Source organism: Sporocytophaga myxococcoides, from assembly GCF_000775915.1.
GTDB lineage: Bacteria > Bacteroidota > Bacteroidia > Cytophagales > Cytophagaceae > Sporocytophaga > Sporocytophaga myxococcoides_A.
This window is the reverse complement of sequence record NZ_BBLT01000007.1, coordinates 231,866-257,389: the sequence shown is the minus strand read 5'-3', so window position 1 is coordinate 257,389 and position 25,524 is coordinate 231,866. Positions and strand designations below refer to the sequence as shown.

Here is a 25,524-nt window from a genome sequence, read left to right as displayed (position 1 = left end):
AATCACACAAATCCAAAAACAAACTCCTGTATAACAACATATTACCATTGTATTTATTTTATAAAGGAACAAAATGGTAAAAAACAAAAAATCAGTGGATTACCCATCCCTTTTTAAATTACCTCTTTAATGCAAATTCCTTTTTCTCCGTAAGTTTATTCCCTTAATACCTTTTTCTGTTATCACTCTGCCTTGCTCATTTACTTTTAGAATTCAAGACTTCAATAATGCCAGCAAATGCCATTGAGAAGTAAATGTATCTTTTTCAACATGAACACCAGAACTTCCATTACAAGCATTACACCAATCACAATAAGATGAACTATCAGAACTATGTAGCAGTATCAAATCTTACCCAGAACAGAATGCTTTAACCCTCCTGTTGAAATTAAACTAAATAACGGACCTTTCCCGTGGTCAAGATCTGCAATGAATAATAAGGCAACTAGCCTTGCACCTACAGGCGGCAAAAGACCTATTTTTCTTACAAGAACCGCCTTCTTCTGACTCTGAAGACCATTGGCAAGTAAGTAGTTAATATAAGCATTCGGTAAGACTAATATTATAAAGGACGATAAAAGCTCTGCTACAACTTTTTGCTCCCCCAAAAACCAGAATAAATAAAAAAAATGATCAAGTAGTTTTTCATTGTATTTCTGTAGCATTGCTATGACTATTAGATCATTTTAATGAGCTAACAAAATGCTAGACACATTTCAAACTACGACATGACTGTAAAAGAATGATTTCCACAACTGAAAAATAAAATCTATCATGGATGAAAATGGGCAGAATTTTAAAAATTAACACAAAAAGTTTAAATCGAGAAGTCCAAGGATTCCAACAACAAGTGATGCAACTCCAATTACAGTTGTAAATGGTAAAAGAGATCTGGAAAGCTTGGTCAATGATTCTCCAATCCCTGGAATACCGGTAAGCGTATCGGTTAAAAGGACAAGACCAGCCAAAATTCCTGTTAAATCATATAAAGAACATCCAGGTCGAAACAAAAAAATCAATCCTAAAATAAGACATACAAACCCAATAATCACTTTGAATCCTGTAAGCCAATTACTAAGCTTTAAAATACTTTCGGCAATACTTTTAACTTTCATCAAAGTAGAGGTTGCCAATATTATTCCAGCAGCAATATTAGATAGATCGAATATAGTATCCATTTAGTCAAATAAATCAGACCACGAATATCTTTTGAAATTACTTAAGTTGCAAATAAGTAAATTTGGTATCCATATTCATAAAGAGACTGTATGATAACAAATTACTATTTTCACACAGGAAATGTATCGAAAATTCAGTTTAAATAATTGAAATAAAACCAACTATAACATATTGTCTTTCGTACATAATCTAATTGTTTGAAACACAACTCTATGAAAAAAAACATTCGTTCCTTATTCTTTTTGACGTTACTCTCTTTTTCAGTCCTTTCAGGATGTAAAAAAGATGAAACCGATCCTCAGACGACCTCCGTCCCTACTAATCTGAAACAAAACGATAATACAGGCTCAACTGAAGTTGACGAAGCTATTTCTAATGTAAATGATGTAATCAGCAATCAAATCGGAGGTGGAGCACAAAATGCAAGAATTGCTGCATATGATTTGCCATGCGGTGTAGTTAAATTTGATTCTACAGAATCTTCAGGTAAAAAAACTTATTCATTAAAATTCGGAGACCAGAATAAATGCGGTTACAAAAAGAAAAGCGGAGATGTTTCATTTAAACTGGAAAGCGGCTCTCATTTTAATGAGATGCATGCAAGGTTCACTATTACATTTTATAATTACACAGTAGAATCTAATGCTACAGGCCAGAGTGTTACTATAAACGGAACAATAACGGTAACCAACCTTACCGGAGGTTATGTTTGGCAAGTGATAATACCTTCTGATAACACACTACATAAAGATGCTGTAACCCATAGTGTAAGAGGTAAATTCATGGTAACTCATGCTAATGGAGCTGTGCGTGAAAGAAACTACTTTCAGAAAAGAACCTGGTCTTCTACTTCTGGTTGGGCTGGCTTAAGGTTAACAATTGCAGGAGATACAACAACAACACTAGGGGTGAATTCATATTCCAATGTATATGAAACAGGAAAAACTCTAGATGGAAATTTTGATTATGTATCAAATCTTGGAGAAAACTTTCTTTGGTCAAACTGCGGTACCACGTGGGCAGGACCATATGTACTTGTGAAAGGAAAAGCCAGAGCGAATGTTAATATTCCTGCTATTACTCCTGCATATTTCGATGTAGAGGCAGGTTATAAATATAACACATCAAATATGACAGCTACCTCAACTACAGATGCCAATCTTTGTGAGGCAAATGCCTATAAAATTTCCATTGAATTTGGCTCATATCTAAAGTCAGAACAATATCAATTATATTAACTAACTATAGCTAATTATCGAAAGGGCCTTCCAGTCACAGGAAGGCCCTTTTATTTTTCAGCCACAACATATTTATATTGCAAACTTTTAAGGTAAAGTAACGTACCTTATGAAAACCGGTTTTGATAAACCATTTATGAAAAAGTCAAATTACTTCAGTTTCTTATATTTACTTTTCTTTCTTCCAAGTATGTTTTCATGTACAAAAGAAGAAACAGGACCAGCAAAGTCAATACCCTCTCAGCTTAAACAAGATGACCGATCTGCATCTGACGAGACTAATCAGATAATATTGGATATAACAGATTTTATTGGCTATAAGATAGGGAAAAATGAGAGTTCATATATATTGCCCTGCGGTATTCTTAGAGTTGATTCGGCAACCGTTAACAGTAATAATAAAAAAATCTATAATCTCTTTTATGATGATAAAATTATCTGCAATAAAAAGGTAAAAAAAGGATATGTTTCAATTCAACTGAAAAAAGGAAATAGTTATGGAGAAAAGGATGCTGAATGTAGCGTTACATTTAAGGATTTCAATGTAAAAATTACAAACACAGAACAAACAATCTCTATAAACGGAACTGTAACACTCACGAATGTTTCTGGAGGCTATTACTGGCAAACAGCTCAACCTATCGGAACAGCCTTATATAAAGACTCTGCCCAAACCACTCTTACAGGAAAACTTTCAATCAAACATACTAGCGGAGAAGTAAGAGAGAAAAGTTACTTTCAAAAAAGGACCTGGAAATCTACTGGTGGCTGGATTGGAATGTCTATGAGGTTGTCAGGAATATCTGAGCCTGTATTCAAAGGTTCTTCTGTTAAAAACGTAATTGAATCAAGTAAAACCCTAATAGGATACAACGATTATATAATCTTCATGAAAGAGGATTACTTATGGAAAAGTTATGGTGATACAAAAGCCGGTCCCTATATACTTGTGAGCGGTCATTCATGTATTAAAACGGATATAAAGCTTGCCCTGAACACAGGTCCTGAGACAATAGATATTGAAGCAGGATACAGATATACAGGAAGTGATATCCCCACTCCTAAAAGGGTAAAAAACTCCAGTTCAAATGCTTTTAAAATCTACTACCCTCTGAGTGAAAATATTGATGAGGTAATTTACCAGTATTATTAATACTTAATAGAAAAGCTCCTTTTGTTGGGAGCTTTTTTATTTTTACATCTTTGTTAATCCTTTTTTAAATGAATCATTTCTATTTTCTGTTTATCATATAGACAGCAAATATTCCAAGAAGTCCCCCAATGATGGTATGAATTTCCGGAACTTCCTTTAAAAAAATCCAGGATCCTAAAGCGGCAGAAAACGGAACCAGGAAAATAAATGTGCTGGCTTTGCCTGCACCTAATCTAGAAGTAGCAACAAAGAAAAACGTTGTAGCCAGAGCAGTTGTGATAGTAGCACTGAAAAAAAGATTTATCCAGAAAACAAGATCAATCCTGTTAAACACTTCAATACTTTCCTGATAGTCAGAAATCAAAGCTATGATAACAGTGCATATACCATACATCCAAAGACTAAAAGCTATCGGCGAACCATAACGTCCTGATCTTGCTGTAAATAGGCTTAAGAAGGCCCATGTAAAAGTAGCCATAACAAAATAACTATTCCCGGCATTCCAGATTTTATGCCAGTTATTCCAAACCTGAAGCAAGAAAGCTCCTGCAACCAGACCAATTGCAAGTCCGATTACTTCATATTTCCCAGGTTTCCTTTTGGCATAAACAAGCATTATACCATATGAAATGATCGGGTTTAATGTAGTAACCAATACTCCCCCTGCTCCTGCCTTTCCAAGAGAAAGACCTTTAAAAAACAAGTATGTATAAAGAGCTATTAATAAGGCAGCACAAATAAGATCTGGCAAACCCTTTTTGAGAATTCTAAGCTTCTCTCCGGTAAACCCAACTATTATAAATAATGAAATAAATGTTACAAAGAACCGGTAAAGCGTTATATTCAGTGCATTTCCATAACTGACCATAATCTTTCCCGATGTCCAGCTTACCCCCCAGCAAAACATACTAATAACTAAGCCAACCAGGAACAGATTCTCATTTTTGTGATTTTTTATTGACATTCTAAAACTTCAATTTTAAACTATATAAAATCAAAGTTAAAGGAATTCCTAATTGAGTTTTTATTAAGAGGTAAAAAAAAGCCCCCGACATGTCGGGGGCTTTATAATCATTTACTTACAACACTTATCTTTTTTCTTTTTTTTGCCTTCATGTTTGCAGCAAGCTTCAGATTTTTCTTTGCAGCATTTTACATCACCCTTAGTACAAACCCCGTCTTTACAGCAAGATCCGTCTTTGCAGGCTTCTGCAGTTGCGCAGCAAGCCTTACTTTCTGCCTTTTTGCAGCATTCCTTTTCTTTCTTGCAACATTCCATTTTCTTTTTACAACATTCAGGTTTATCATCAGTGAGAGTGCTTGCTAATGATTGATTGGCAAAAGAAAGGAAGAAACCTATAAGTGCAATTAAAATATGATTTTTCATCTTGATTTTAAATTTAAAGTATTTAATTGATTTTTTTATTAAAAGTTGCTTGTAAAGCAAAAATCCGCATTGTAAATAAAATCTGAACAATACCTAACCAGTATCAGAAGATATCCTATTCATTAAGTAGCAATAAGCAATACTTAATTATGCGTACTTCATAAAAACTCAATTCCTAAATTCTAAATACCTGATGAAGGACCGATAGATCCAAAGAAATAAGAGGTGGACTGTAATTATATAATCGGACATGAGAGTCCTTTACCTGCAAAAATTCAAATGCTATATAAAAGTAAGCTGCAGCAAACAAAATTATATCTGGAATATAATCAAAATTCCCTTGTCTTAAAAGATCTGCATCAAGCTTTTTAAGTTCTGATTTTACCTCACAACAATTGTTACTTTCTTTAGTATGCTTGCAACAATTCTTTTCGGCACTTTTGCACACTACATTATTTCCGGTTCTGTATTTACAGATCGCACTGGTTGTCGTCACGCCTATCACAGAGATAAGAAGTGCAAATACAAGAACAATATTTATAAATCTTTTGAAATACATGTTATCGGAATATTTAACCTTTTATTCACTAACAAGGTTCAATATCATTGGTAATATACGATAATATTAGTGTAAAAGTATAAATAAAATGAATAAAAAAATACAAAAAACACCATAATATGAGGTATAAATGTCCATTTTGAAATTCCAGTACTTAATATTAAAAATTGGCGGTTAATGTAATATTCTATACAACCAGAAAACAATTTTCAGATTTAGCGTATAAAGGTTTACAATTAAATACAAACTTCTTCAATGCAATTTGATTCAAATCAAGAATGTATTAAGAAGGTACTTTTTCTTTAAATTATTAATATTTATTTTATCACCAGATGAATATTCCAGTTTTCAGTAAAACCAGCAATTCTAAAACAAAAGAACTCGAAGAGAGAGTAACTACACTAGAAGCACAAATTATAGCAGCTTCAGAATTTGTAAAAGAAATAGAAAAAGGAAATCTTAATGTCGATTATAAGTACAATGAAGAATCAGACACAGGCAACGCTCTGAGTGCTTCGCTTATAAGTCTCAGAAATCAGTTAAAGAACTATGCTGTTGAAGAAAAGGAAAGAAACTGGGTTACAGAAGGGCTGGCAAGGTTCATTGACATCCTGAGGTCTAAAAACAATGACATGAACGAGCTAACAGATGATATAATCAGAAATCTGATTAAATATCTGGGAGCCAATCAGGGTGCATTATATATTATCGACGACAATGATGCTCAGGACATTTATTTAGAAATAAAAGCTTGTTATGCCTTTGAAAGAAAAAAGTACATTAATCAAAGAATAAATATAGGTGAAGGTCTTGCGGGACAGGCTGTGATGGAAAAGGAAACTATTTACATGACAGAAATACCTGACAGTTATTTGAGAATTACCTCTGGATTAGGAGAAGGTTCTGCGAGAAATCTTTTGATTGTTCCATTAAAATTAGACGATCAGGTACTTGGCGTGCTTGAAATCGCCTCATTTTCCATATTTAAAAAATATCAGATTGAGTTTGTTGAAAGGCTTGGAGAAAGTATTGCTTCAACTGTGAAAGCTGTTAAAATCAATCAACGCACCAATAAGCTCCTTCAGGATACACAAGCACAAACACAGCAACTAAGGGAGCAGGAAGAGGAAGTGAGACAAAACATGGAAGAACTTTCTGCAACTCAGGAAGAAATGAAGCGAGTTCTAAATCAAGCTCAGGAAAAAGAAAGTTATTTGAATGAATTAATCAATGTACCTAAGGATAGCATCATTACAGTTGATAAGAATTTTAAAATTATTAGTTACAACAGAGCTTTTTCGGCAGGTTTAGAAGCTATGACAGGAAAGATGGATTTTAAAGGTTTTGATTACCTTTCATTATTTCCTGATCAGAATGAGAAGCTGAAGCAAAAAACTCTGTTTGAAAGAGCATTCGCAGGCGAGAATTTTGAAGAGACCAATGAATATGATGCCAATGGAGTGAAATCCTATTATACCATGAACCTAGCTCCTATTTATAGTAAAGAAGGAGAAATCATAGCTGTGGCATGCTTTGGGAAAGATGTGACAGCCCTTATGAGTGCTCAAAAGCAGACTGAACAGTTGCTAAGCGAATCACGTCAGAAATCAGAGGAACTTTTGGCACAGGAAGAAGAGCTTCGTCAAAATATGGAAGAGCTTTCAACCACTCAGGAAGAAATGGAGAGAATTCTGAATGAGGTAAGAGAAAAAGAAAGTTACCTTACTGAACTGATTAATGTGCCAAAGGATACAATATTCACGGTAGACAGAGACTATAGAGTACTTAGCTATAATAAATCTTTTTCAATGGCCCTTGAAGCATTTACTGGTAATGTAGATCTAAAAGGCTTTCCATTCCTTGATTTATTCCCATCAGAAGCTGAAAAGCAGAAACAAATTGCTTTATATGAAAGAGCTTTTAACGGGGAAAACTTTGAAATTACGAATGAATACGATGATAATAATGGTGGGGTGATCTACATCACAACAAACCTTGCCCCATTGCATGATAAAAACAACAAAATTTTTGCAGTAGCAAGCTTTGGGAAAGACATTACGAAATTAATAGCAGCACAGAAACAGTCAGAAAAATTACTGGGAGAAAGTGAACTTAAATCCAAGGAACTTTTAGCTCAGGAAGAAGAACTTCGTCAAAATATGGAGGAGCTTTCTGCAACCCAGGAAGAAATGCAACGTATCCTAGAGGACGTTCGGCGAAAAGAGCAATATTTAAAAGAACTGATAAATGTTCCCAAAGACAGCATATTTACAGTAGATAAAAATTATTGTATAATTGATTGGAATAAATCATTTGCAGAAGGTCTTGAAGCTGCAGGTATCACAGATCTTAAAGGTTTTGACTTAATGAATCTATTTCAGGATGAAAAAGCAAAACAAAACCAGATCGAAGTTTACCAAAGAGCATTTAAAGGTGAAAACTTTGAAATCATAACTGAATATCCCCAGGAAAGTAAAATCTCCTACTACGCATCCAACTATGCACCATTACGTAACGATGCCGGAGAAATCTTCGCAGTGGCATGTTTTTCCAAAGATGTAACTGAATTAATGACAGTTAAAAAGAATAATAAGAAATAAAATTTAGTTTAGTTTAGAGTTGTTTTATCAGACAAAAAGGAGCTGACCCAATCAGTTCCTTTTGTCATTTATAATGAGGCTCTTTGAACATTTTCTTTGGACCTTGACAAATAATTATTAAAGACATTTAAAAGACTATTTCAAGCGCCTTTTTAGTTTCCAAAGTCAAGCTTCCTTTTTACTTTTAGATTCAGGTAAATTATTAATCTTATTAGATTCATAATTGAAAGATGTATTCCAGAAATAATAGACTTCATCCTCTTTTACAAATCTTCGACCCTTGTCTTCCAACTCAGACGACTTTCCGGGGTTTCGAAATTTAAAAGGTCGGTTATTACTAAATTTTGCCGCCATTTTTCTTACTCTATACAATCAAAAGCTTAGGATTAATTTTAAAGTTCAGCCTCTTTATTTTAGTATGAAAAATTTTGGCGATAAAAATAAAACTCTGTTCAAAGCCAAGTGCAACTTAATAAAAACTTATAAATTATTAAGTATCGCACTACAAACACTTTTAATTCAATAATTCATCCACTGAATGGTTGGGAATAGTTTTTTTACTTCTTTGGAATAAATATCTTCAGAAGTTCTATCATCAGACCTATTCACTCTTTTTTCAAAAAAACTCTCAAAAAAAAACAAAAAAAATCCGTTTTTCCCTTCTATTAAGAGAAAAACGGATTTAACGTATCTTTAAAATCTTACTTTTTTAGTGGTTTAATCCTGCAAACAAATATTGTCCAATTAGAATCATTACAGAACCGACAAAAATTAATACAGAAACTTTGATCATTTTTTCCTGGCTCAAACCGCCTTTTTCATCTGTTACAACCGCAGGTATTGCAAGGAACATTCCACCGAAAACTCCCATGATAAATCCTACGACCATTAATATAACTCCAAGTGTTTGCATAGTAATGTATATTATAAAATTTCAGAAATATGGCGCTAATTTAGTTTTATTTTTGCCTTAATCTATAATAAAACGAGAAAAATTTCCTTCATGGTTTCTTTTTTTCATTTTTTCATATCCTGACTAAGTGTGATACACATTTGTAAATTACAAATGTAAACTCCGAGTTTTTTTAGGAATGTGCAAAACTAGTTTACAAAATACAACCATGTAAACTTGCGGTTGTGTACATTTGTAAAGTTATATTCACAAAAATGAATTTAATAACAGAAAGAATACTGGCAATACTGGAATACAAAGAATTGACTCCTTCGTCCTTTGCTGATACAATAGGTATCCAAAGGTCAAGCATGTCACACATCCTCTCTGGTAGAAACAAACCCAGTCTGGATGTGATTCATAAAATTCTTATTACATTTCCGGACATACAATCAGATTGGCTCTTAACTGGAAAAGGCCCTATGAAACAGCTCAACTTATTTGGAGAACCGCAGAAAGCAGACCCGGAAGAAGAGAAGAAATTAATACGCAAAGAATTAGAAAAAAAAGAAGAAATTCTGGCGAAAGCAGAAGTCTCTGCAGAAATCGTTTCAGGTTTACTGTTTTCTGAAAACACCTCTCCTAACCAAACAGAATCATTTTACACTCCTGAATCGGAGCCTTCTGTTGATGCATACTTCGACAGTATTTTCGAAAATCCCAATTTCTTCAAAGAACAGCACGAAGAAATTATAGAAATTTCTGAAATAAAAACGATCAGCGAAGAAATGTCAGAAACAGACATCGAAGAAAAATCTGCCGAAACGGAGAAAGAAGAATACCCCGAAACGTTGTCAACCTCTAAGTCTGAAATTGACTCTGAAACAGAATTGACAACAGAAGAAATTACAATATCCCCTGAGGATGAAGCAATTATCGAATCAGAAAGGACAGGTGATTTAGGATTCACAGAGGCAACAAATGAAATAACAAAAATTCAGGAAAAGGAATCGCCAGTAGTTCCACCCCAAGAACCTGAAGAAGAAGTCTTATTAGCAGAAGTACAAACCCCGGAGAATAAGGAAATTCAGCCGGAACAACCAAATATAGAACAAACAATTAATCAACCTATTACAGAAGCCAAAGAGATTGTTATGATCACAGAAACGATGAGAGAAGTGGAAAACTCAGCAAATTCAAATCTGACACTTAATACTCAGGAAGCACCATTTCAGCCTACCGCAGAGAAAAAAGCAGTTCAGAAACCTAAAAAAGTACAAAAAATCGTCATATTTTATGATGACGGAACATTTTCTGCTCACTCTCCAGAATAATAAAAAAGTCCCTCAAATTTCGAGGGACTTTTTATTTTACAGAATTTATAAAACTTAATCATTTTTATAAATCCTGTAAATAGCATATATAAGTCCGGGAAGGTAGAACAGAATCGTAAGCAAGATACTTAACCAGAACGGTCCGCTCAATCCATCAACTAAAGCAACTGCCAATGGAGGAAGTATAATAGCGATAATCACAAGCAATAATTTACTAATAGTACTATCATTTGATTTGCTTTCTTTTACTGCTTTTTTAACAGTTTTCTTAATTTCCTTTTTAGAAGGTACAGCGGCCTCCTTTCCTTTAGCTTGCGGCTCGTCAGATAAAATCGCCTTAATTTCATCCGGATTATTTTTTGAAACACCTATCTCCGGTTTAAAAATCACCTGCTCACCTAAAGCCGTAACAATCTCCTTATTGGCACTGGCGATATGAGTTTGAATTTCAGGTTTAACACTCTCTTTATTTTCCTTTTTCAAACTGGTATATCCCGTTGAATAATGGTTTGTAAAAAACGCAGATTCCTTTTTGCTGCATGATAAAATCATCAGTGAAGAAAGAATGATTCCATTCAGATAAAATAAAGTTTTTTTCATTGTAGCTATTCCTTTTGGTTGTTCACTGATTTTAACTATCTCCTATTTCATTTGTTTTACATTTGAAAAATTTAAGAAACTGACAGAAAGTGAAAAAACATATAAGATTGTCAGACTCAGGAAAGAAAAAAAATAAATATATAAAGAAAGGTTTCTTATGTGAGTCTCAAGAAATTATATTAAAATTTCCTTCAAAAGTTATTTGTAATCATGCCAATTGTTAAAATTGAACCGGAACTTTATTTTATTTGTATTCACAGATTATAAAAGGTTGACATAAATGAGTAATCAGGAACAGGGATTTTCCTTAAAAGATTTTAACTGGAAAAAGTGGATTAAACCGGGAATGATATTCCTGGCGGTTTTATTTGCTTCAATCTTTATTTACATAACCTATCAAGTCTACAAAAAACTGCCCAATGGAGATGATCTGAAAAACATCAGAAATGCTACAGCTTCTGAAATTTATTCTTCAGATGGTATTCTCATAGGAAAATATTTTATTCAGGATCGTACTGATATAAATTTTGAAAAACTACCCAAACATTTAATCAATGCATTGCTGGCTACGGAAGATATCCGCTTTTATAAGCACAATGGATTTGACCGGAGAGGAATGCTCAGAGTGCTGTTTAAATCTATAATAATGCAGGATGAAAGCTCTGGTGGTGGCAGTACTGTTGAACAGCAATTGGCTAAAAACCTTTTTCCCAGAAAAAAATACAGGTTCTTCTCAATGCTAATCAATAAAACAAGAGAAGCAATAGTAGCTACAAGATTAAATGAAACTTTTAATAAAAATGAAATTCTAACACTATACTTTAATACTGTGCCATATGGAGAAAATGCATATGGAATAGCTGCTGGTGCCAGAAGGTATTTTAATACAGCAGTAGATTCTCTGAATATTCAACAAGCCGCGACTTTGGTTGGAATGCTTAAAGCTACAACGTCTTATAATCCGGCAAAGAATCCTGAAAAAGCAAAGGAACGAAGAAACGTTGTTTTGCAACAAATGGCAAAATATCAGTTTATTACGCAAGAAGAAGCCGAGAAATTCCAGAAAAAAGATCTAAAAATCAGATACAACTACCTTTCACATAATACAGGATTAGCCACATATTTCAGAGAATACCTCAGACAAGAATTGGATGAATGGTGCAATACTCATTATAAGCCGGATGGAACTCCTTATAATCTGTATACTGATGGTTTAAAAATATACACCTCCATTGATTCAAAAATGCAACGTCATGCTGAAAAAGCGATGACTGAGCACATGTCTAAATTACAGGTTAGTTTTTATTCCCACTGGAAAAACTCAACTCCCTGGAAAAAATCTCCTCAGGTATTGACCGATGCATGCAAAAGGTCTGACAGATATCAATATTTAAAAAGCCTTGACCTGGATGAGGCAAATTTCAAAAAGGAGCTCAATAAAAAAACAGAAATGAAGGTATTTACCTGGGATGGAGAAAAAGAAAAGAATTTCTCAACCCTGGATTCCATAAAGCACTACTTATATTTCCTTCAGGCTGGATTTTTTGCAATGGATCCTTTTACCGGTCAGGTTAAAGTCTGGGTAGGCGGTATCAACCATAAATATTTCAAATATGATCATGTTACTTCCAAAAGACAGGTTGGTTCAACTTTCAAACCTATCGTTTATGCAGCTGCTTTAGAATCAGGAATCAGTCCTTGCGAATACTTCCCTAACCAAAGGCAGGTGATTGAGGAATATGATAACTGGTCACCCAAAAACGCTGATGGAAACTATGGAGGATATTATTCCATGATAGGCGCTCTTACCAAATCAGTAAATACTGTTTCGGCAAGCCTGATCATGAAAGCAGGAGTTAATAAAGTTGTAAACTTTGCCGAAAAACTTGGCATTAGTTCCCCTCTGGACCCAGTACCATCTCTGGCTCTTGGCACTGCAGATGTTTCTTTGATGGAAATGGTTTCTGCATACAGTGCATTTGCAAATGGTGGAAAAAGTGTAAGTCCAAATTACCTATTAAAGATTAAAGACAAAGCTGGCAAAACAATCTACAAGAGCAATCCTCCGGATTTCCGGCAGACCGTCAGTGCTTCAACTGCTGAAATGATAACCTATATGCTTCGAAAAGTAGTGCAGGAAGGTACAGCTGCTGGTATGGCAAATTATGTAGGTCCTGATGCTCAGATTGCAGGAAAAACAGGGACAACTCAATCGCATGCAGACGGATGGTTTATCGGCTATACCCCTGCCCTAGTTGCAGGATGCTGGGTTGGTGCTGAAGACAGAAGGGTACATTTTAGGTCTATAGATCTTGGTCAGGGTGCACATATGGCAATGCCTATATTCGGTAAATTTATGGGAAAGCTTGGTAAAGATAAAAAGTTAAAAAAATATGTCTACCAGCAATGGCCTGAACTCAGGGAAGAAATATTTGAAAATATGGACTGTATTCCGTTTTCAGAGAAAGCTCCGGATGGGTATCCTGTAAATAATAGTGGTACCGATGAAGCATTCGAAGGGGATGAATTAAGAAGACCATCTGAAAACCAAAGATCGCATCGTCGTCAGGAATCCAAAGAACCTCTTAACTGGTTTAAGAATATCTTTAAAAAGAAAAAACGTGAAAGAACTTCATCTGAAAGTGAAGAAGATGAATGGTATTAATTATTAACCTTCCTGAAACTTATTATAGAAAAAAAAATCCCTGCTTATTTGCAGGGATTTTTTTTTACTAACATACTAAGCAGAAAAAAAATATTTTATTACCACCCTTTTGTATTACCTTGAAGGTGAAATATAAGCATAGGATGGCTTGATATATTTAATACTTTTTCAGTGGTGCTACCAGATAATATAGCTTCCAAAAAGTTTCTATGATGGGTAGCCATTACAACTAAATCAGTGTCAATCTCATCTATAAACTTCTTTATAATTGCCGATACGTTTGTCCCGGTTTTGGTAATCAGTTTAATATTTTTATAATGAACATGATCCATAATTTCATCAAGCATCACAGCGGCAATCTCAGGATATTCCTGCTCCAGTTTATCCCTAACATTCAGGATAATAATTTCAGCATCAAATTCTTTTGCATATTCACTTAATTCATTAATATTATTATGATCTCTGACTGAAATGGCACATGCATAAACTATTGTTTTTAAAGGCCTGAAATGAACATCTTCAGATATCGCCAAAATTTTACGGCTACCATTTTCAATCATTCCGGCTACAGTATCTCCACTAAAAATTCTTGTAAAAAATCCACCTTTCTTATTTCCCATGATAATCAGGTCTACATTATATTTATCAGAAGCTTTGTTAATTTCTTCTTGTGGGTCCCCTTCTGCAAGGATATGATTTACCTCAATATTATTGCAAAGCTCCAATATGCGAGTAGTTGTTTTCATCAGCTTTACACCAAGCTCTATTTTGTCTGAAACCTGTTTCTCAAACATCCTTTCATAAGGCACTTCTGTAGGTATTAATGGCACCTCAACAACATGCAGCACAAAGAGCTTTACCTCAAATGGTCTTGCAAAATTGATAAAATAATTCAATGCATTTTCTGCACTCGAAGAAAAGTCTGTTGCAAATAAAGCGGTGATTCTTTTCATGAAAATTCCAGGAGATTAGTATTCATATTACCTTTACAATCGATCTATTGTTTGAATAAAGAATCTATGAAAGCAAAAATTCATTTTTGGGGAGGGACAGGAACAGTTACTGGTTCTAAATTTTTATTGGAAACTGCAAAGCATCAAATCCTTATCGATTGCGGTCTTTTTCAAGGGAAAAAGTCTTTAAGACTGCTGAACAGAATACCTCTTCCCCTGGACTACAGCAAACTTTCGGCTGTTCTGATAACACATGCTCACCTGGATCACACAGGGTATTTACCAGCACTTGTAAAAAACGGTTATAAAGGACCTGTATTTATGACTGCCCCCACCCAGGCTCTTACTGAAATAATACTGAGAGACAGTGCAAAAATTCAAATGGAGGAAGCAGATGCTGCCAACCGCGGTAACTATTCCAAACATCAACCAGCCTTGCCCCTGTATACTTTAGATGATGTTGAACAAACATTGAATTACATTCTTGACTGTGAGGAAAATGAATGGATTTCACTTGCTAAAGACATAAAATTCAGGTTTAAAAGAAATGGGCACATTCTTGGTTCTTCCTATCTGGAAATTGATATCTCTGATAAAAAAATGATTTTTTCCGGTGATGTCGGGAGACCCGAATCACTTTACCTGCCTTCCCCTTCAATTCCTGAACAAGCAGATATCCTGTTACTTGAATCCACCTATGGCAACAGGATACATCCTGAAACATCTCCCAAGGATCAGTTAGAAGATCTTATAAATAAAACCATCCAAAGAGGTGGCGATGTATTAATTCCTTGTTTTGCTGTCGGAAGAGCACTTGAAATAATGTTGCTCATTGATGCTTTGAAAAAAGAAAATAAAATCCCTCCTATTCCTGTTGTTTTTGATTCTCCAATGGGTACTGAGGCAATTGAGGTTACCTCCAGATTTCCTGATTGGCATAAACTTAACAAAACCGCCCTTATCGATCTGAATAAGGAAGTCTATTTTGTAAGAGCGATCGAGGAAACCTTTAGCATTATTGACCGCAAAAAAACAAAGATAGTCATTGCGGGAAGTGGCATGATCACTGGCGGAAGAATTCTACATTATCTGAAAGCAGAAATTGAAGACGTGAACAATCTCGTAATACTACCTGGCTATCAGGCAGAAGGTACCAGAGGAAGGGCACTGCTGGACGGAGAAGCGGAAATTAAAATAATGGGGAAATTTTATCAGGTAAAAGCAGAAATAGCTCGCCTTGAAAATATATCAGGCCATGCGGATCAGGAGGAACTCCTTAATTGGATTGCCGGTTTCAGATTCAAGCCAAAAGAAATCATTCTCATCCACGGAGAAAAAGATGCAAGCCAGGCTTTAGCAGAAAAAATAAAAGCAAAATTCGGAATAAGTGTCTCTCTGCCAGATCTGAACGATGTCATAGAAATCAACTAGGTTTCTTAATTCACTGAAAATCAAAAAGCGGATCAGGCATTCATTCAAAAACTTCGATATAAAAGCAAATATTCAGGCATTTTAACGTAATTTTGTAACTTCTTTTAGACGGAATACACAACAATGAGAGATAAGATTGAAGTAATGGCACCGGCAGGCTCTTTTGAAGCCTTCATGGCCGCAATTCAGGGTGGAGCTGACTCGATATATTTTGGAGTAGATCAGTTGAACATGAGAGCTCGTGCTGCCAATAACTTCCTTTTGGAGGATTTACCCGAAATAGGCCGTATTGCAAGAGAACATAATGTAAAAACTTATGTAACGCTCAATACTATCCTTTACGATCATGATATGAGCATCATGAAGCGTATCATCGACTCTATAAAAGAAAACGGACTTACTGCCATTATAGCTGCTGACCACGCAGCCATTCAATACGCTTTTACCAAAGGTGTGGAAGTACATCTTTCTACTCAGGTGAATGTTACCAACCTTGAGACTGTTAAGTTTTATGCAATGTTCTCTGATGTCATTGTGCTTTCAAGAGAATTAAGCTTAAAGCAAATCAAAGACATTACTGATGGTATCAGACGAGAAGATGTAAGAGGTCCGAAAGGCGAACTGGTTCGTATTGAAATTTTCGCTCACGGTGCACTGTGTATGGCGGTATCTGGTAAATGTTATCTGAGCCTGCACACTGCCAACTCTTCGGCTAATCGCGGTGCTTGTCAGCAGAACTGCAGACGTACTTACAAAGTAATAGATCTTGAAGATGGACATGAACTGGAGATAGACAATGAATACATCATGTCTCCTAAAGATTTATGTACGATCAACTTCCTTGATGAAGTCATAGCAAGCGGTGTGACAGTATTAAAACTGGAAGGCAGAGGCCGTGCACCGGAATATGTAAAAACAGTTACCAAATGCTACAGAGAAGCTGTTGACGCTTATCTGGATGATACCTTTACAGATGAAAAACTTCAGGACTGGATGAACAGACTTGAAACTGTTTATAACAGAGGCTTCTGGAGCGGCTATTATCTGGGACAAAAACTTGGTGAATGGACTAACAAACATGGTTCTTCCGCTACTACCCGTAAGATATTCCTTGGTAAAGGAGTACGCTACTTCCCTAAAGTAAAAGTGGCAGAATTTATTCTGGAAACGCATAAACTTAAGATTGGAGACGAGGTGCTGATCATCGGGCCTACAACAGGGGTTGTAGAAACCACCATCACTGAAATCAGAGTGGATGACAAACAGGTAGAGGAAGTTGGAAAGGGTATTTCATTTTCCATACCTCTTGAAGAAACGATTCGTAGCAGCGATAAAATCTATAAAGTAGTTCCGGCCAATGATTAAGATCATTCAGCAGAGAGAAAAGTGCATCGGCTGCAATTATTGTGTTGAAGTGGCCCCTGATCGCTGGGCGATGTCTAAGAAAGATGGCAAGAGTGTACTCATCGGATCAAAAGATAAAAAAGGTTTTCACGCTGTAGACGTTTCGGAAGTAGAACTGGATGCGAATAAAAAGGCGGCTGAGCTATGTCCAGTAAAGATTATACAAGTGATTCAAAAGTAATAGTTTATTGAATTATATAGTTAAAGCCCCGAATTTTCGGGGCTTTTTATATTTGTCGGATATGCAATAATACTTAAATAGAAATATATGAACGTGCGCTAACATGTTATAAAAATGAATTAAATAAATAAATTTAAAATGAAAACACTTTTATTCTTAGGAAGCATTATTTTTCTTATTAGTGCTTTATTCTATTTTTTAACCACTCCACTATTGGGATTTGCTAAACCAGGTATAGTACCTATTCCTGTTTCTTCTGAAAGATTAAAAAATGATGTGAAGGTATTATGTACTACTAGCAAGCCCAGAAACTATAAAAATATTAATGCTTTAAATGAAGCTGCCGCTTATATTTTTAATGAGTTCCGGAAAAATGGATTAAATCCTCAAGAACAAAAATATACAGCAGATGGCAATGAATATAAAAATATCATTAGCACTTACGGGCCTTTAGATGCACCGAGAATGATTATTGGTGCTCATTACGATGTATGCTTGGATCATGCAGGGGCAGATGATAATGCAAGTGGTGTTGCAGGTCTTTTAGAAATCGGGAGGCTTCTGGATTCTTTGAAACCGACATTAAAATACAGAGTTGATCTTGTTGCTTACACATTGGAAGAACCACCATATTTCAGAACAGCAAATATGGGAAGTGCTATCCATTCTAAGTATATCATTGAGAACAACATTCCTTTCAAAGCAATGATCTGCCTTGAGATGATCGGATATTTTTCTGAGAAACCTAAATCGCAAGAATATCCTGTTGGGATTTTAAAAACTATTTATCCATCTACAGGAAATTTTATTGCAGTGGTAGGAAGGATTGGAGAAAAAGCCTGGTTAAGAATGTAAAAAAGTCAATGATTGAAGGTTCCTCCATAAATGTAGAATCCATAAATGCCCCCAAGTCAATGGTGGGAATTGATTTTTCTGATCATTTGAATTATTGGAATAATAATCTTCCTGCCTTAATGATTACCAATACTTCCTTTTATAGAAATAAGAACTATCATGAACCAACGGATACTCCTGAAACATTAGACTATGATAAAATGGCCGAAGTGGTAAAAGGTGTTTATTGGGCGATTGTGAATATGAAATGAATTAAGAGGCACCACCAGTCTGCTCCATTGCCCTGGCAATTGATTGCCTTCGCTTGGAGCGAAGGCATCAATTAAATTCTGGGACAGGGAAGTTTATCTAGATCTGTTAGAAATCCATAAAAAGCTCTATCATTCGGGAATTGATCCTTTATTTTACCTTTTTGGGGAAGGTGCGTATATCTTACTAATTTGAAATGATATACCTCCCTTAGTGCGCATAAAACAAGTTGTACGAAATCTTATTATGAACCTAAAATACCTATTTATCCTATTTTTATCAATCCTTGTTTCTTGCAGTTTAAAAAAGACTGAAGAAGATATGGAAATACTCACTTTGAAAAGTACTGCTGATTCCTTGGAAATAGTCCAGACCAAAATTGAAAATCAAATCTTAAATGCCGGAATTAATGGAGATTCAATTAAAGAAGTGATAAAATATAAGCAGTTTTTATTACAAGTTATTTCTGAATTGGAGGCTGAAATCCAGGAAAAGACAGGTGATGAATTATATAAGCTTTTGATTTCTAATGATGGAACTAGGAATGGAAAAGCATATGCAATAAAAGCTTATCTTAATAGAATTTCTACTGTAATAAATAAACCAAGAAATGGCAGGCGAATATTTATGGGATTGGATCCTCAAGATGACCCACAATTTAAATATGATGAAGAAGCCATTAAAAAAGACTTTGCTCAATATTATTTTTGGAACAACACAAAGGATCAGAAACTAAAAAATTTATATAAATTTAAAATAGAAATGTTAAATGAAGTCATAAGATTCTATAATGACATAATGAAGACTTCGCCCAATTTATTAAGTAAAGCATCTAAGTCGTATATAATCAAGTTGTGTAAAACATAAAAACATGAAATTAATTGTCCCCAATTTATTAATTATTACTCTTACAGCAATTATAGTATTCATTGGCACATTTAAATTTTTGAATTTATATACTTTAAGAAATGAACATATAGTAGTTCCAAACCTCATTGGAATACCGGTTGATAAAATTCCCCACATAGAACAATTGAACTTTAAAATTACTGATTCTATTTATGATAAAAATTTACAAAGAGGGATTATAGTGAGTCAATTTCCTATGCCAAGTTCGGAAGTAAAACCTAATAGAACTATATCGATTACCTATAATAGAAAAACTTCCAGGTTAATTTCTATACCCAATGTAATTGACCAACCAGCAAAAGATGGAATTCAAATTATTAAAAATGCTGGATTCCTCATTGGCAAAATTGACACGATTATAAATAATTTTCCTATTGTTATATCAATAAGCTCAAATGGACAGGTACTAAAAGGAAGAGAACAACTTCAAGAAGGAAGCATAATAAATTTTCAAGTGGGTAAGGAAGAGTAAAAAAACACTCGTCCGTGCCCCCCTGATAGGCCACACTTATACTTCCACTAACCCCTTCCAGATAATAAGATACATCACGGAACCTAGCGATTGATGCCTTCGCTTGGAGCGAAGGCATCAATTAAATTCTGGGACAGGGAAGTTTATCTAGATCTGTTAGAAATCCATAAAAAGCTCTATCATTCGGGAATTGATCCTTTATTTTACCTTTTTGGGGAAGGGGCATATATCTTACTAATTTGAAATGATATACCTCCCTTAGTTCGCATAAAACAAGTTGTACGAAATCTTATTATGAACCTAAAATACCTATTTATCCTTTTTTTATCAATCCTTGTTTCTTGCAGTTTAAAAAAGACTGAAGAAGATATGGAAATACTCACTTTGAAAAGTACTGCTGATTCCTTGGAAGGCCAGACCCAAATTGAAAATCAAATCTTAAATGCTGGAATTAATGGAGATTCAATTAAAGAAGTGATAAAATATAAGCAGTTTTTATTACAAGTTATTTCTGAATTGGAGGCTGAAATCCAGGAAAAGACAGGTGATGAATTATATAAGCTTTTGATTTCTAATGATGGAACTAGGAATGGAAAAGCATATGCAATAAAAGCTTATCTTAATAGAATTTCTACTGTAATAAATAAACCAAGAAATGGCAGGCGAATATTTATGGGATTGGATCCTCAAGATGACCCACAATTTAAATATGATGAAGAAGCCATTAAAAAAGACTTTGCTCAATATTATTTTTGGAACAACACAAAGGATCAGAAACTAAAAAATTTATATAAATTTAAAATAGAAATGTTAAATGAAGTCATAAGATTCTATAATGACATAATGAAGACTTCGCCCAATTGAGTCGGTAAAGGATTGCCGAATCTGCTCATCATAAAGCCTACCGAATAAAAAGATCTGAGCCGTTAGCCATTAGGTTAACGGCTCAGATCTTTTATAAATCCCGGAACCTGGAGATTGATGCCTTCGCTTAGAGCGAGGCATCAATAAACCCCATATAATCAGGGGAGTTTATCCAAATTTGTTAGTAATCCATAAGAACAGCCATTTGATAATTGATCTTATATTTTTAATACCTTTTTGGAAAGGTTGGTATATCCAATTAATTTGGAATGATATACACACCTGGTAAGTAGTAGCACAAACCCGACAAAAAATACGATATAATATAAAATGGAAAAAGTATTTAATAAAACGATTTCATCACCCAAAATACACGAAGCGGTTTTGTATATAGAAAACTCGCTGGGGGATTTTTCCGAAAATTATGGTTATGGTGGCAGAGATATTAATTCGCCTATGATAGCAGCAAGTATAACAAAAATGTTTACTACCGCTTGCATTTTGAAACTTTATGAACTAGGAAAATTGTCGTTAAGTGATAAAATCAGCAATTATTTTGACAAAGAAATATTAAACAAACTTCACATTTTCAAAGGTCGTGATTATTCATCTGACTTGACAATATCCAATTTACTTTTTCAAACAAGTGGTTTGCCTGACGAGTTTGAGAGTTCTAACAATTCGAAAACATTGAAAACATTTTTAGAAAAAGATATAGAATTAACTTTTGATGAAATAGTTACAAACACAAAGAAGTTAAAGCCTCATTTTGCACCCAATGGAAGAAAGGCATACTACTCGAATATTAACTTTGATTTATTGGGAAAAATCATAGAAAAGGTCACAGAGCTACCTTTGGCAGAAGTTTACAAGCAATTTGTTTTTGGACAATTGAAAATGAATAATACTTATTTACCAACAAATGAAAATGATTTTGTACCACATATTTATTATAAAAACCAAAAAATAGAACGACCAAAATTAATTTCATCGTGTGGTGCAAGTGGTGGTTGCATCACGACACCGAAAGACTTAATGATTTTTAGCAAATCATTTTGGAGTGGAAAATTATTTGACAAAAAACTTTTTAATGAGCTTTCCATTTATCATAAACTACAATTCTCAAAAGGTCCAATTTCATACGGTGGTGGTTATATGAAATTCAACGTAGGTGGACTTATGACAATGTTTATAGGCAAAGGCGAATTGCTTGGACACTCTGGTTCTACAGGTTCATTTGCTTTTTTTTATCCGCACAAAGATCTGCATTTTGTCGGCGACCTTAACCAAATGGCAAATCCTGCTATGCCAATAAGGTTTTTATTAAAACTTGTTATGGAAACAAAAAAATATAAATAGGTACGCACTGCTGCTAATCGAGTAGACGGCCTCGCCTGACTTCTCAGGTGAGGTGCGCCTCTCATACCAGATCATATATATAGCGGTTCGTTAAATATGGAACTTACATTTTGATAATACTCCTCAAAACTTTCATATCTGCACCCCGGCCTATGTCTCCTCAGGACGGAATCTTTCAATCACAGCTTAACCAAAATATTTTCTGTAATCGGTTTATAAAGGAATACCAAGAACGGGTGCAAGTCCCGTATCTACAAACCTTGTTTGTCGTTTCGCAGCACCGCCAGACAACTTTTTAAAACAAATAAGTCATTCGAAACGACAAACGAAAAACACTCAGGAAGCCCAATGTGCGTAGCCTGAAAATCCTACCAAAGACAAGATTTAACAAGTACAATCAGAAAGACGTTCCGGAAATCAAACTGTGTGGTGGCTGGTTACAGAGCCTCGGTTTTGAACTGGGATCAAGAGTCACGGTAATATCCTTGCCGAATCTGCTCATCATTCAACCTACTGAATAAAAAGATCAGAGCAGTTAGCCATTAGGGTTAACGGCTCTGTTTTTTATAAATCCCGGAACCTAGCAATTGATCTTTTATTTACCCTTTTTGGAAAGGTGCGTATATCCTATTAATTTGGAATGATATACGTCCCTGAGTGCGGATATAAACAAGTTATAGGTAATATTGAAAAACTTGGTACTACAGATTTCAAATAATGCGGTTAATGTACGGCAACCAATTACTTATGAAAGAAATTGGTTGCAAAGCTTCCTTTCTGGGCAGTTAGAAAATTATTACTTAGTTCAAAGGTTAAAAAGAGTTGCCTATTGGTGGATTGAACTAAAAGAAGGTATTATTAAAAGAAAAGTTCCTTTCGATATTTTAAAGTCTCCTATCACTGGATTAGAAAAGATTTCTATTGATCTAAAAGAACAAGATTTAAGTAAATACGAAGAAATACAATTAGAATTGTTTGAGGATCTTTTAGGTATTTACAGCAAGAGGGATTTTAATAAATTAGTAAAGACTCATAATAAGTACTTGGAAAGTTGGCGAATAACAATAAAAACTCCAGCTCCAGTTTTTCCTATACTTATCATTAATCCAAAACTTCCTTCTGGTTATTTGTTAATTGAAAATGCAAATAGATTATTAGGAGACAGTGATCTTACTGGATATGAATGGGATTCAGGAGATATTGTAATTGATAAATTAGGAAGAATTTATAAAGTAGAATATTTAAATTTTGGACATCCAATGGGGGTGGTCATACCAAAAAGCATAATTGAAGGAATGACTAAAAAGGAAGTAAAAGAATTTATCAACAGTGAGAATATTCCGTTCGAAATAGAATAACATGATACTACCTATAACATTAGGTATAAGCAAGCGGGCGGATGGTAGGAGTAGAAAAAGTAACTCAATAAGCAAACTTAAAACACGGCGAATACGAAACTGTGAGGCAAACACCCGCCTGCTTATACCCATATCGTTACCCTGCAAAACAATAAATCTGTTAAAGTAGAAATAGTATAAACTGTAATTTTAAATTAGATGAAGATATTTTATTCCGTATTAAGTGCATTGTTGGTTGGAACGGCTGGATTGTTTGCACAAACCAATGTCTATTATGTGGATGTTAACGGCAATGACGGCAATGTGGGCTCAAAGGAAAAGCCCTTCGCGACACTCAATAAGGCAAACGCTGCCGTGAATGCGGGCGATACCGTATGGATTCGTGGCGGCGTCTATAACCTCCGCGATACGATTTATGTCAAGACTTACAACATATCGGCGGGCATTCACTTGACTGCGAGTGGCGAAAGCGATGACAAGCGCATCCATTACCTTGCGTATCCTGGAGAACGGCCGATTTTTGACGGAACAAACCTCTTGGTTGGGGAGGGTTACGACCATTACGATGGTACAATCGAAAGTGTACAGTACACCTCGCCAATCGTGGTCGAAGCAAAATACCTGCACCTGAAAGGGTTCGAGGTTCGGGGCGTTCCCATGAAGCATAATTCAAATTCTGGTATTTATATTCTTTATAGCAAGCATATCTTCCTGGAACAAATTGATAGTCACCACAACAGTGGTCCAGGATTCTTCGTCAACGACGGACGTGCTAACGGCGGCGGTCATTACTTTTTGAACTGCGACGCCCATGACAACTATGACCCTTATGGTCGCCAGGGCGATGGTGAAAATGCCGACGGTTTTGGCGTGCATTACCAAGAGAGTGGTGATACCACCAAGTTCTATGGATGTCGTGCCTGGTGGAACAGCGATGATGGTTTTGATTTTATTAACCAGGAATTTCCCGTAGTTGTGGAGAACAGTTATGCCATGGGAAATGGCTACAGCGATTATGGAACCCAAACGCCGCCAAGCGGAAACGGCTACGGCTTTAAGATGGGGGAAAGCAAGACAGGCAAGGGGCGCCATGCCATCAAGTATTGCGTCGCTTGGAAAAATACGGCCTCAGGTTTTTATGCAAACTATACCAGCGTTGGTAGCAAATGGTTAAACAATACCTCCTACAATAATGGAGATCGTTCCTTTAATATGGCGTCTACAACCTATGATTCTCAGGGTAGAGAAACAGCCCCAGTCGCCGTGTTGACGGGCGACAATGTCCATGTGTTGAAAAACAACATTGCCTACCCGAACAAGCTTTCTCGTATCGGTGGCGAAAACGCCAGTGGCGAAAACAATACCTGGAACTTGAATTTGGATTTGACTGAATCGGATTTCTTGAGTGTCGATGACCCGAGCATGACTATTACGGGTGTAGACCTCTCGATGATAGCGGGGGCGTTAGGCCCGCGTATGGCTGACGGCAGTTTGCCCGATGTAGATTTTTTGAAGCTGACGGCAGCGAGCCGCGCAATTGACAAAGGGGAGGATATCGGGTTGCCCTTTGCCGGGAATGCACCCGACTTGGGTGCGTTTGAATATTCAGGCATAATCACTGAAACACATAAAAAAGTGTTACAACCGGAGTGGAATTTAATTTCAACAAATGGTATGCTTACTATTGAAGGAAAAAATATAGAAAATGTAGTAATAACAAATGTTAATGGACAAATAATTAAAACAAAAGATGTTGATGGTACAAATACTTCTATCCATTTTAGTATAGAAGCTAAAGGATTGTACTTTGTAAGGGTAGCGACAAGTACTGGTATTTCGGTTAAGAAAGTGTTTTTTCAATAGTGTCATTAATAATAACGCA

The 25,524-nt window shown here is 35.3% G+C and carries 25 protein-coding genes; 17 read left to right on the top strand and 8 right to left on the bottom strand.

What is annotated here, in order from left to right:
• Positions 1 to 344 precede the first annotated feature (344 nt).
• Together MYP_RS17340 and MYP_RS17335 are read right to left on the bottom strand one after the other, a co-directional pair.
• On the bottom strand, positions 345 to 665 hold the full coding sequence (locus MYP_RS17340) for a hypothetical protein (protein WP_045466096.1): 321 nt from the start codon (positions 663 to 665) through the stop codon (positions 345 to 347).
• Positions 666 to 803: 138 nt separating this feature from the next.
• Positions 804 to 1,178 carry a hypothetical protein gene (locus MYP_RS17335; protein WP_045466093.1) on the bottom strand — a complete coding sequence of 125 codons (375 nt, stop codon included), beginning with the start codon at positions 1,176 to 1,178 and terminating at the stop codon, positions 804 to 806.
• A gap of 213 nt (positions 1,179 to 1,391) precedes the next feature.
• On the opposite strand from MYP_RS17335, the gene MYP_RS17330 reads away from it, so the two are divergent.
• Both MYP_RS17330 and MYP_RS17325 read left to right on the top strand, forming a co-directional pair.
• Positions 1,392 to 2,417, top strand: a complete 1,026-nt coding sequence (locus MYP_RS17330) for a hypothetical protein (protein WP_045466090.1) — start codon at positions 1,392 to 1,394, stop codon at positions 2,415 to 2,417.
• A gap of 109 nt (positions 2,418 to 2,526) precedes the next feature.
• Complete coding sequence (locus MYP_RS17325; protein WP_045466087.1) at positions 2,527 to 3,570, top strand: hypothetical protein; 1,044 nt, start codon at positions 2,527 to 2,529, stop codon at positions 3,568 to 3,570.
• Between the two features lie 79 nt (positions 3,571 to 3,649).
• Here the strand turns inward: MYP_RS17325 and MYP_RS17320 are convergent, their stop codons facing one another.
• From MYP_RS17320 to MYP_RS17310, 3 genes are all read right to left on the bottom strand, one after another.
• Positions 3,650 to 4,534: a DMT family transporter gene (locus MYP_RS17320; RefSeq protein WP_045466083.1), complete on the bottom strand. Its 885-nt coding sequence runs from the start codon at positions 4,532 to 4,534 to the stop codon at positions 3,650 to 3,652.
• Between the two features lie 111 nt (positions 4,535 to 4,645).
• The gene (locus tag MYP_RS17315; protein WP_156140701.1) at positions 4,646 to 4,957 is read right to left on the bottom strand and encodes a hypothetical protein; all 312 of its coding nucleotides are present in this window, start codon (positions 4,955 to 4,957) and stop codon (positions 4,646 to 4,648) included.
• A gap of 175 nt (positions 4,958 to 5,132) precedes the next feature.
• Positions 5,133 to 5,516 carry an HYC_CC_PP family protein gene (locus tag MYP_RS17310; protein WP_045466080.1) on the bottom strand — a complete coding sequence of 128 codons (384 nt, stop codon included), beginning with the start codon at positions 5,514 to 5,516 and terminating at the stop codon, positions 5,133 to 5,135.
• 332 nt (positions 5,517 to 5,848) lie between these two features.
• On the opposite strand from MYP_RS17310, the gene MYP_RS25315 reads away from it, so the two are divergent.
• Positions 5,849 to 8,116 (top strand): PAS domain-containing protein, encoded by a 2,268-nt coding sequence (locus MYP_RS25315; protein ID WP_052430303.1) that lies wholly within the window; start codon positions 5,849 to 5,851, stop codon positions 8,114 to 8,116.
• Positions 8,117 to 8,825: 709 nt separating this feature from the next.
• Here MYP_RS25315 and MYP_RS17295 read toward each other — a convergent pair.
• Complete coding sequence (locus MYP_RS17295; RefSeq protein ID WP_045466074.1) at positions 8,826 to 9,029, bottom strand: hypothetical protein; 204 nt, start codon at positions 9,027 to 9,029, stop codon at positions 8,826 to 8,828.
• 254 nt (positions 9,030 to 9,283) lie between these two features.
• On the opposite strand from MYP_RS17295, the gene MYP_RS25310 reads away from it, so the two are divergent.
• Positions 9,284 to 10,342: a helix-turn-helix domain-containing protein gene (locus tag MYP_RS25310; protein WP_052430302.1), complete on the top strand. Its 1,059-nt coding sequence runs from the start codon at positions 9,284 to 9,286 to the stop codon at positions 10,340 to 10,342.
• Positions 10,343 to 10,396: 54 nt separating this feature from the next.
• On the opposite strand, the gene MYP_RS26800 is transcribed toward MYP_RS25310, so the two are convergent.
• Entirely contained in the window at positions 10,397 to 10,942 is a 546-nt protein-coding gene (locus MYP_RS26800) for a YqaE/Pmp3 family membrane protein (protein ID WP_052430301.1), read from the bottom strand.
• A 280-nt stretch (positions 10,943 to 11,222) separates the two neighbouring features.
• Here MYP_RS26800 and MYP_RS17280 point away from each other — a divergent pair, with 280 nt between their 5' ends.
• Positions 11,223 to 13,607, top strand: a complete 2,385-nt coding sequence (locus MYP_RS17280) for a penicillin-binding protein 1A (protein WP_045466071.1) — start codon at positions 11,223 to 11,225, stop codon at positions 13,605 to 13,607.
• Positions 13,608 to 13,705: 98 nt separating this feature from the next.
• On the opposite strand, the gene MYP_RS17275 is transcribed toward MYP_RS17280, so the two are convergent.
• Entirely contained in the window at positions 13,706 to 14,560 is an 855-nt protein-coding gene (locus MYP_RS17275) for a universal stress protein (protein WP_045466068.1), read from the bottom strand.
• 66 nt (positions 14,561 to 14,626) lie between these two features.
• On the opposite strand from MYP_RS17275, the gene MYP_RS17270 reads away from it, so the two are divergent.
• From MYP_RS17270 to MYP_RS17220, 12 genes are all read left to right on the top strand, one after another.
• On the top strand, positions 14,627 to 15,991 hold the full coding sequence (locus tag MYP_RS17270; protein WP_045466065.1) for an MBL fold metallo-hydrolase RNA specificity domain-containing protein: 1,365 nt from the start codon (positions 14,627 to 14,629) through the stop codon (positions 15,989 to 15,991).
• Between the two features lie 123 nt (positions 15,992 to 16,114).
• Positions 16,115 to 17,356 (top strand): peptidase U32 family protein, encoded by a 1,242-nt coding sequence (locus MYP_RS17265; RefSeq protein ID WP_045466062.1) that lies wholly within the window; start codon positions 16,115 to 16,117, stop codon positions 17,354 to 17,356.
• Complete coding sequence (locus tag MYP_RS17260) at positions 17,349 to 17,576, top strand: ferredoxin (protein WP_045466059.1); 228 nt, start codon at positions 17,349 to 17,351, stop codon at positions 17,574 to 17,576. Before MYP_RS17265 ends, MYP_RS17260 begins: the two co-directional genes overlap by 8 nt.
• 138 nt (positions 17,577 to 17,714) lie before the next feature.
• The gene (locus MYP_RS26795) at positions 17,715 to 18,431 is read left to right on the top strand and encodes a M28 family peptidase (protein ID WP_045466056.1); all 717 of its coding nucleotides are present in this window, start codon (positions 17,715 to 17,717) and stop codon (positions 18,429 to 18,431) included.
• Positions 18,432 to 18,439: 8 nt separating this feature from the next.
• On the top strand, positions 18,440 to 18,682 hold the full coding sequence (locus MYP_RS26790) for a M28 family peptidase (RefSeq protein ID WP_197060113.1): 243 nt from the start codon (positions 18,440 to 18,442) through the stop codon (positions 18,680 to 18,682).
• Between the two features lie 319 nt (positions 18,683 to 19,001).
• The gene (locus MYP_RS17245; protein WP_156140700.1) at positions 19,002 to 19,547 is read left to right on the top strand and encodes a hypothetical protein; all 546 of its coding nucleotides are present in this window, start codon (positions 19,002 to 19,004) and stop codon (positions 19,545 to 19,547) included.
• Positions 19,548 to 19,551: 4 nt separating this feature from the next.
• Positions 19,552 to 20,061: a PASTA domain-containing protein gene (locus MYP_RS17240; protein WP_045466050.1), complete on the top strand. Its 510-nt coding sequence runs from the start codon at positions 19,552 to 19,554 to the stop codon at positions 20,059 to 20,061.
• A 369-nt stretch (positions 20,062 to 20,430) separates the two neighbouring features.
• Positions 20,431 to 20,925, top strand: coding sequence for a hypothetical protein (locus MYP_RS17235; RefSeq protein ID WP_156140699.1), 495 nt, complete (start codon positions 20,431 to 20,433; stop codon positions 20,923 to 20,925).
• Between the two features lie 330 nt (positions 20,926 to 21,255).
• Positions 21,256 to 22,284 carry a serine hydrolase domain-containing protein gene (locus MYP_RS17230; RefSeq protein ID WP_045466045.1) on the top strand — a complete coding sequence of 343 codons (1,029 nt, stop codon included), beginning with the start codon at positions 21,256 to 21,258 and terminating at the stop codon, positions 22,282 to 22,284.
• A gap of 350 nt (positions 22,285 to 22,634) precedes the next feature.
• A complete protein-coding gene (locus MYP_RS26955) occupies positions 22,635 to 22,805 on the top strand; it encodes a SymE family type I addiction module toxin (protein ID WP_197060112.1) in 171 nt (56 codons plus the stop codon).
• Between the two features lie 165 nt (positions 22,806 to 22,970).
• On the top strand, positions 22,971 to 23,642 hold the full coding sequence (locus MYP_RS17225; RefSeq protein WP_045466043.1) for a hypothetical protein: 672 nt from the start codon (positions 22,971 to 22,973) through the stop codon (positions 23,640 to 23,642).
• 198 nt (positions 23,643 to 23,840) lie between these two features.
• A complete protein-coding gene (locus MYP_RS17220; protein ID WP_052430300.1) occupies positions 23,841 to 25,505 on the top strand; it encodes a right-handed parallel beta-helix repeat-containing protein in 1,665 nt (554 codons plus the stop codon).
• Positions 25,506 to 25,524 lie beyond the last annotated feature (19 nt).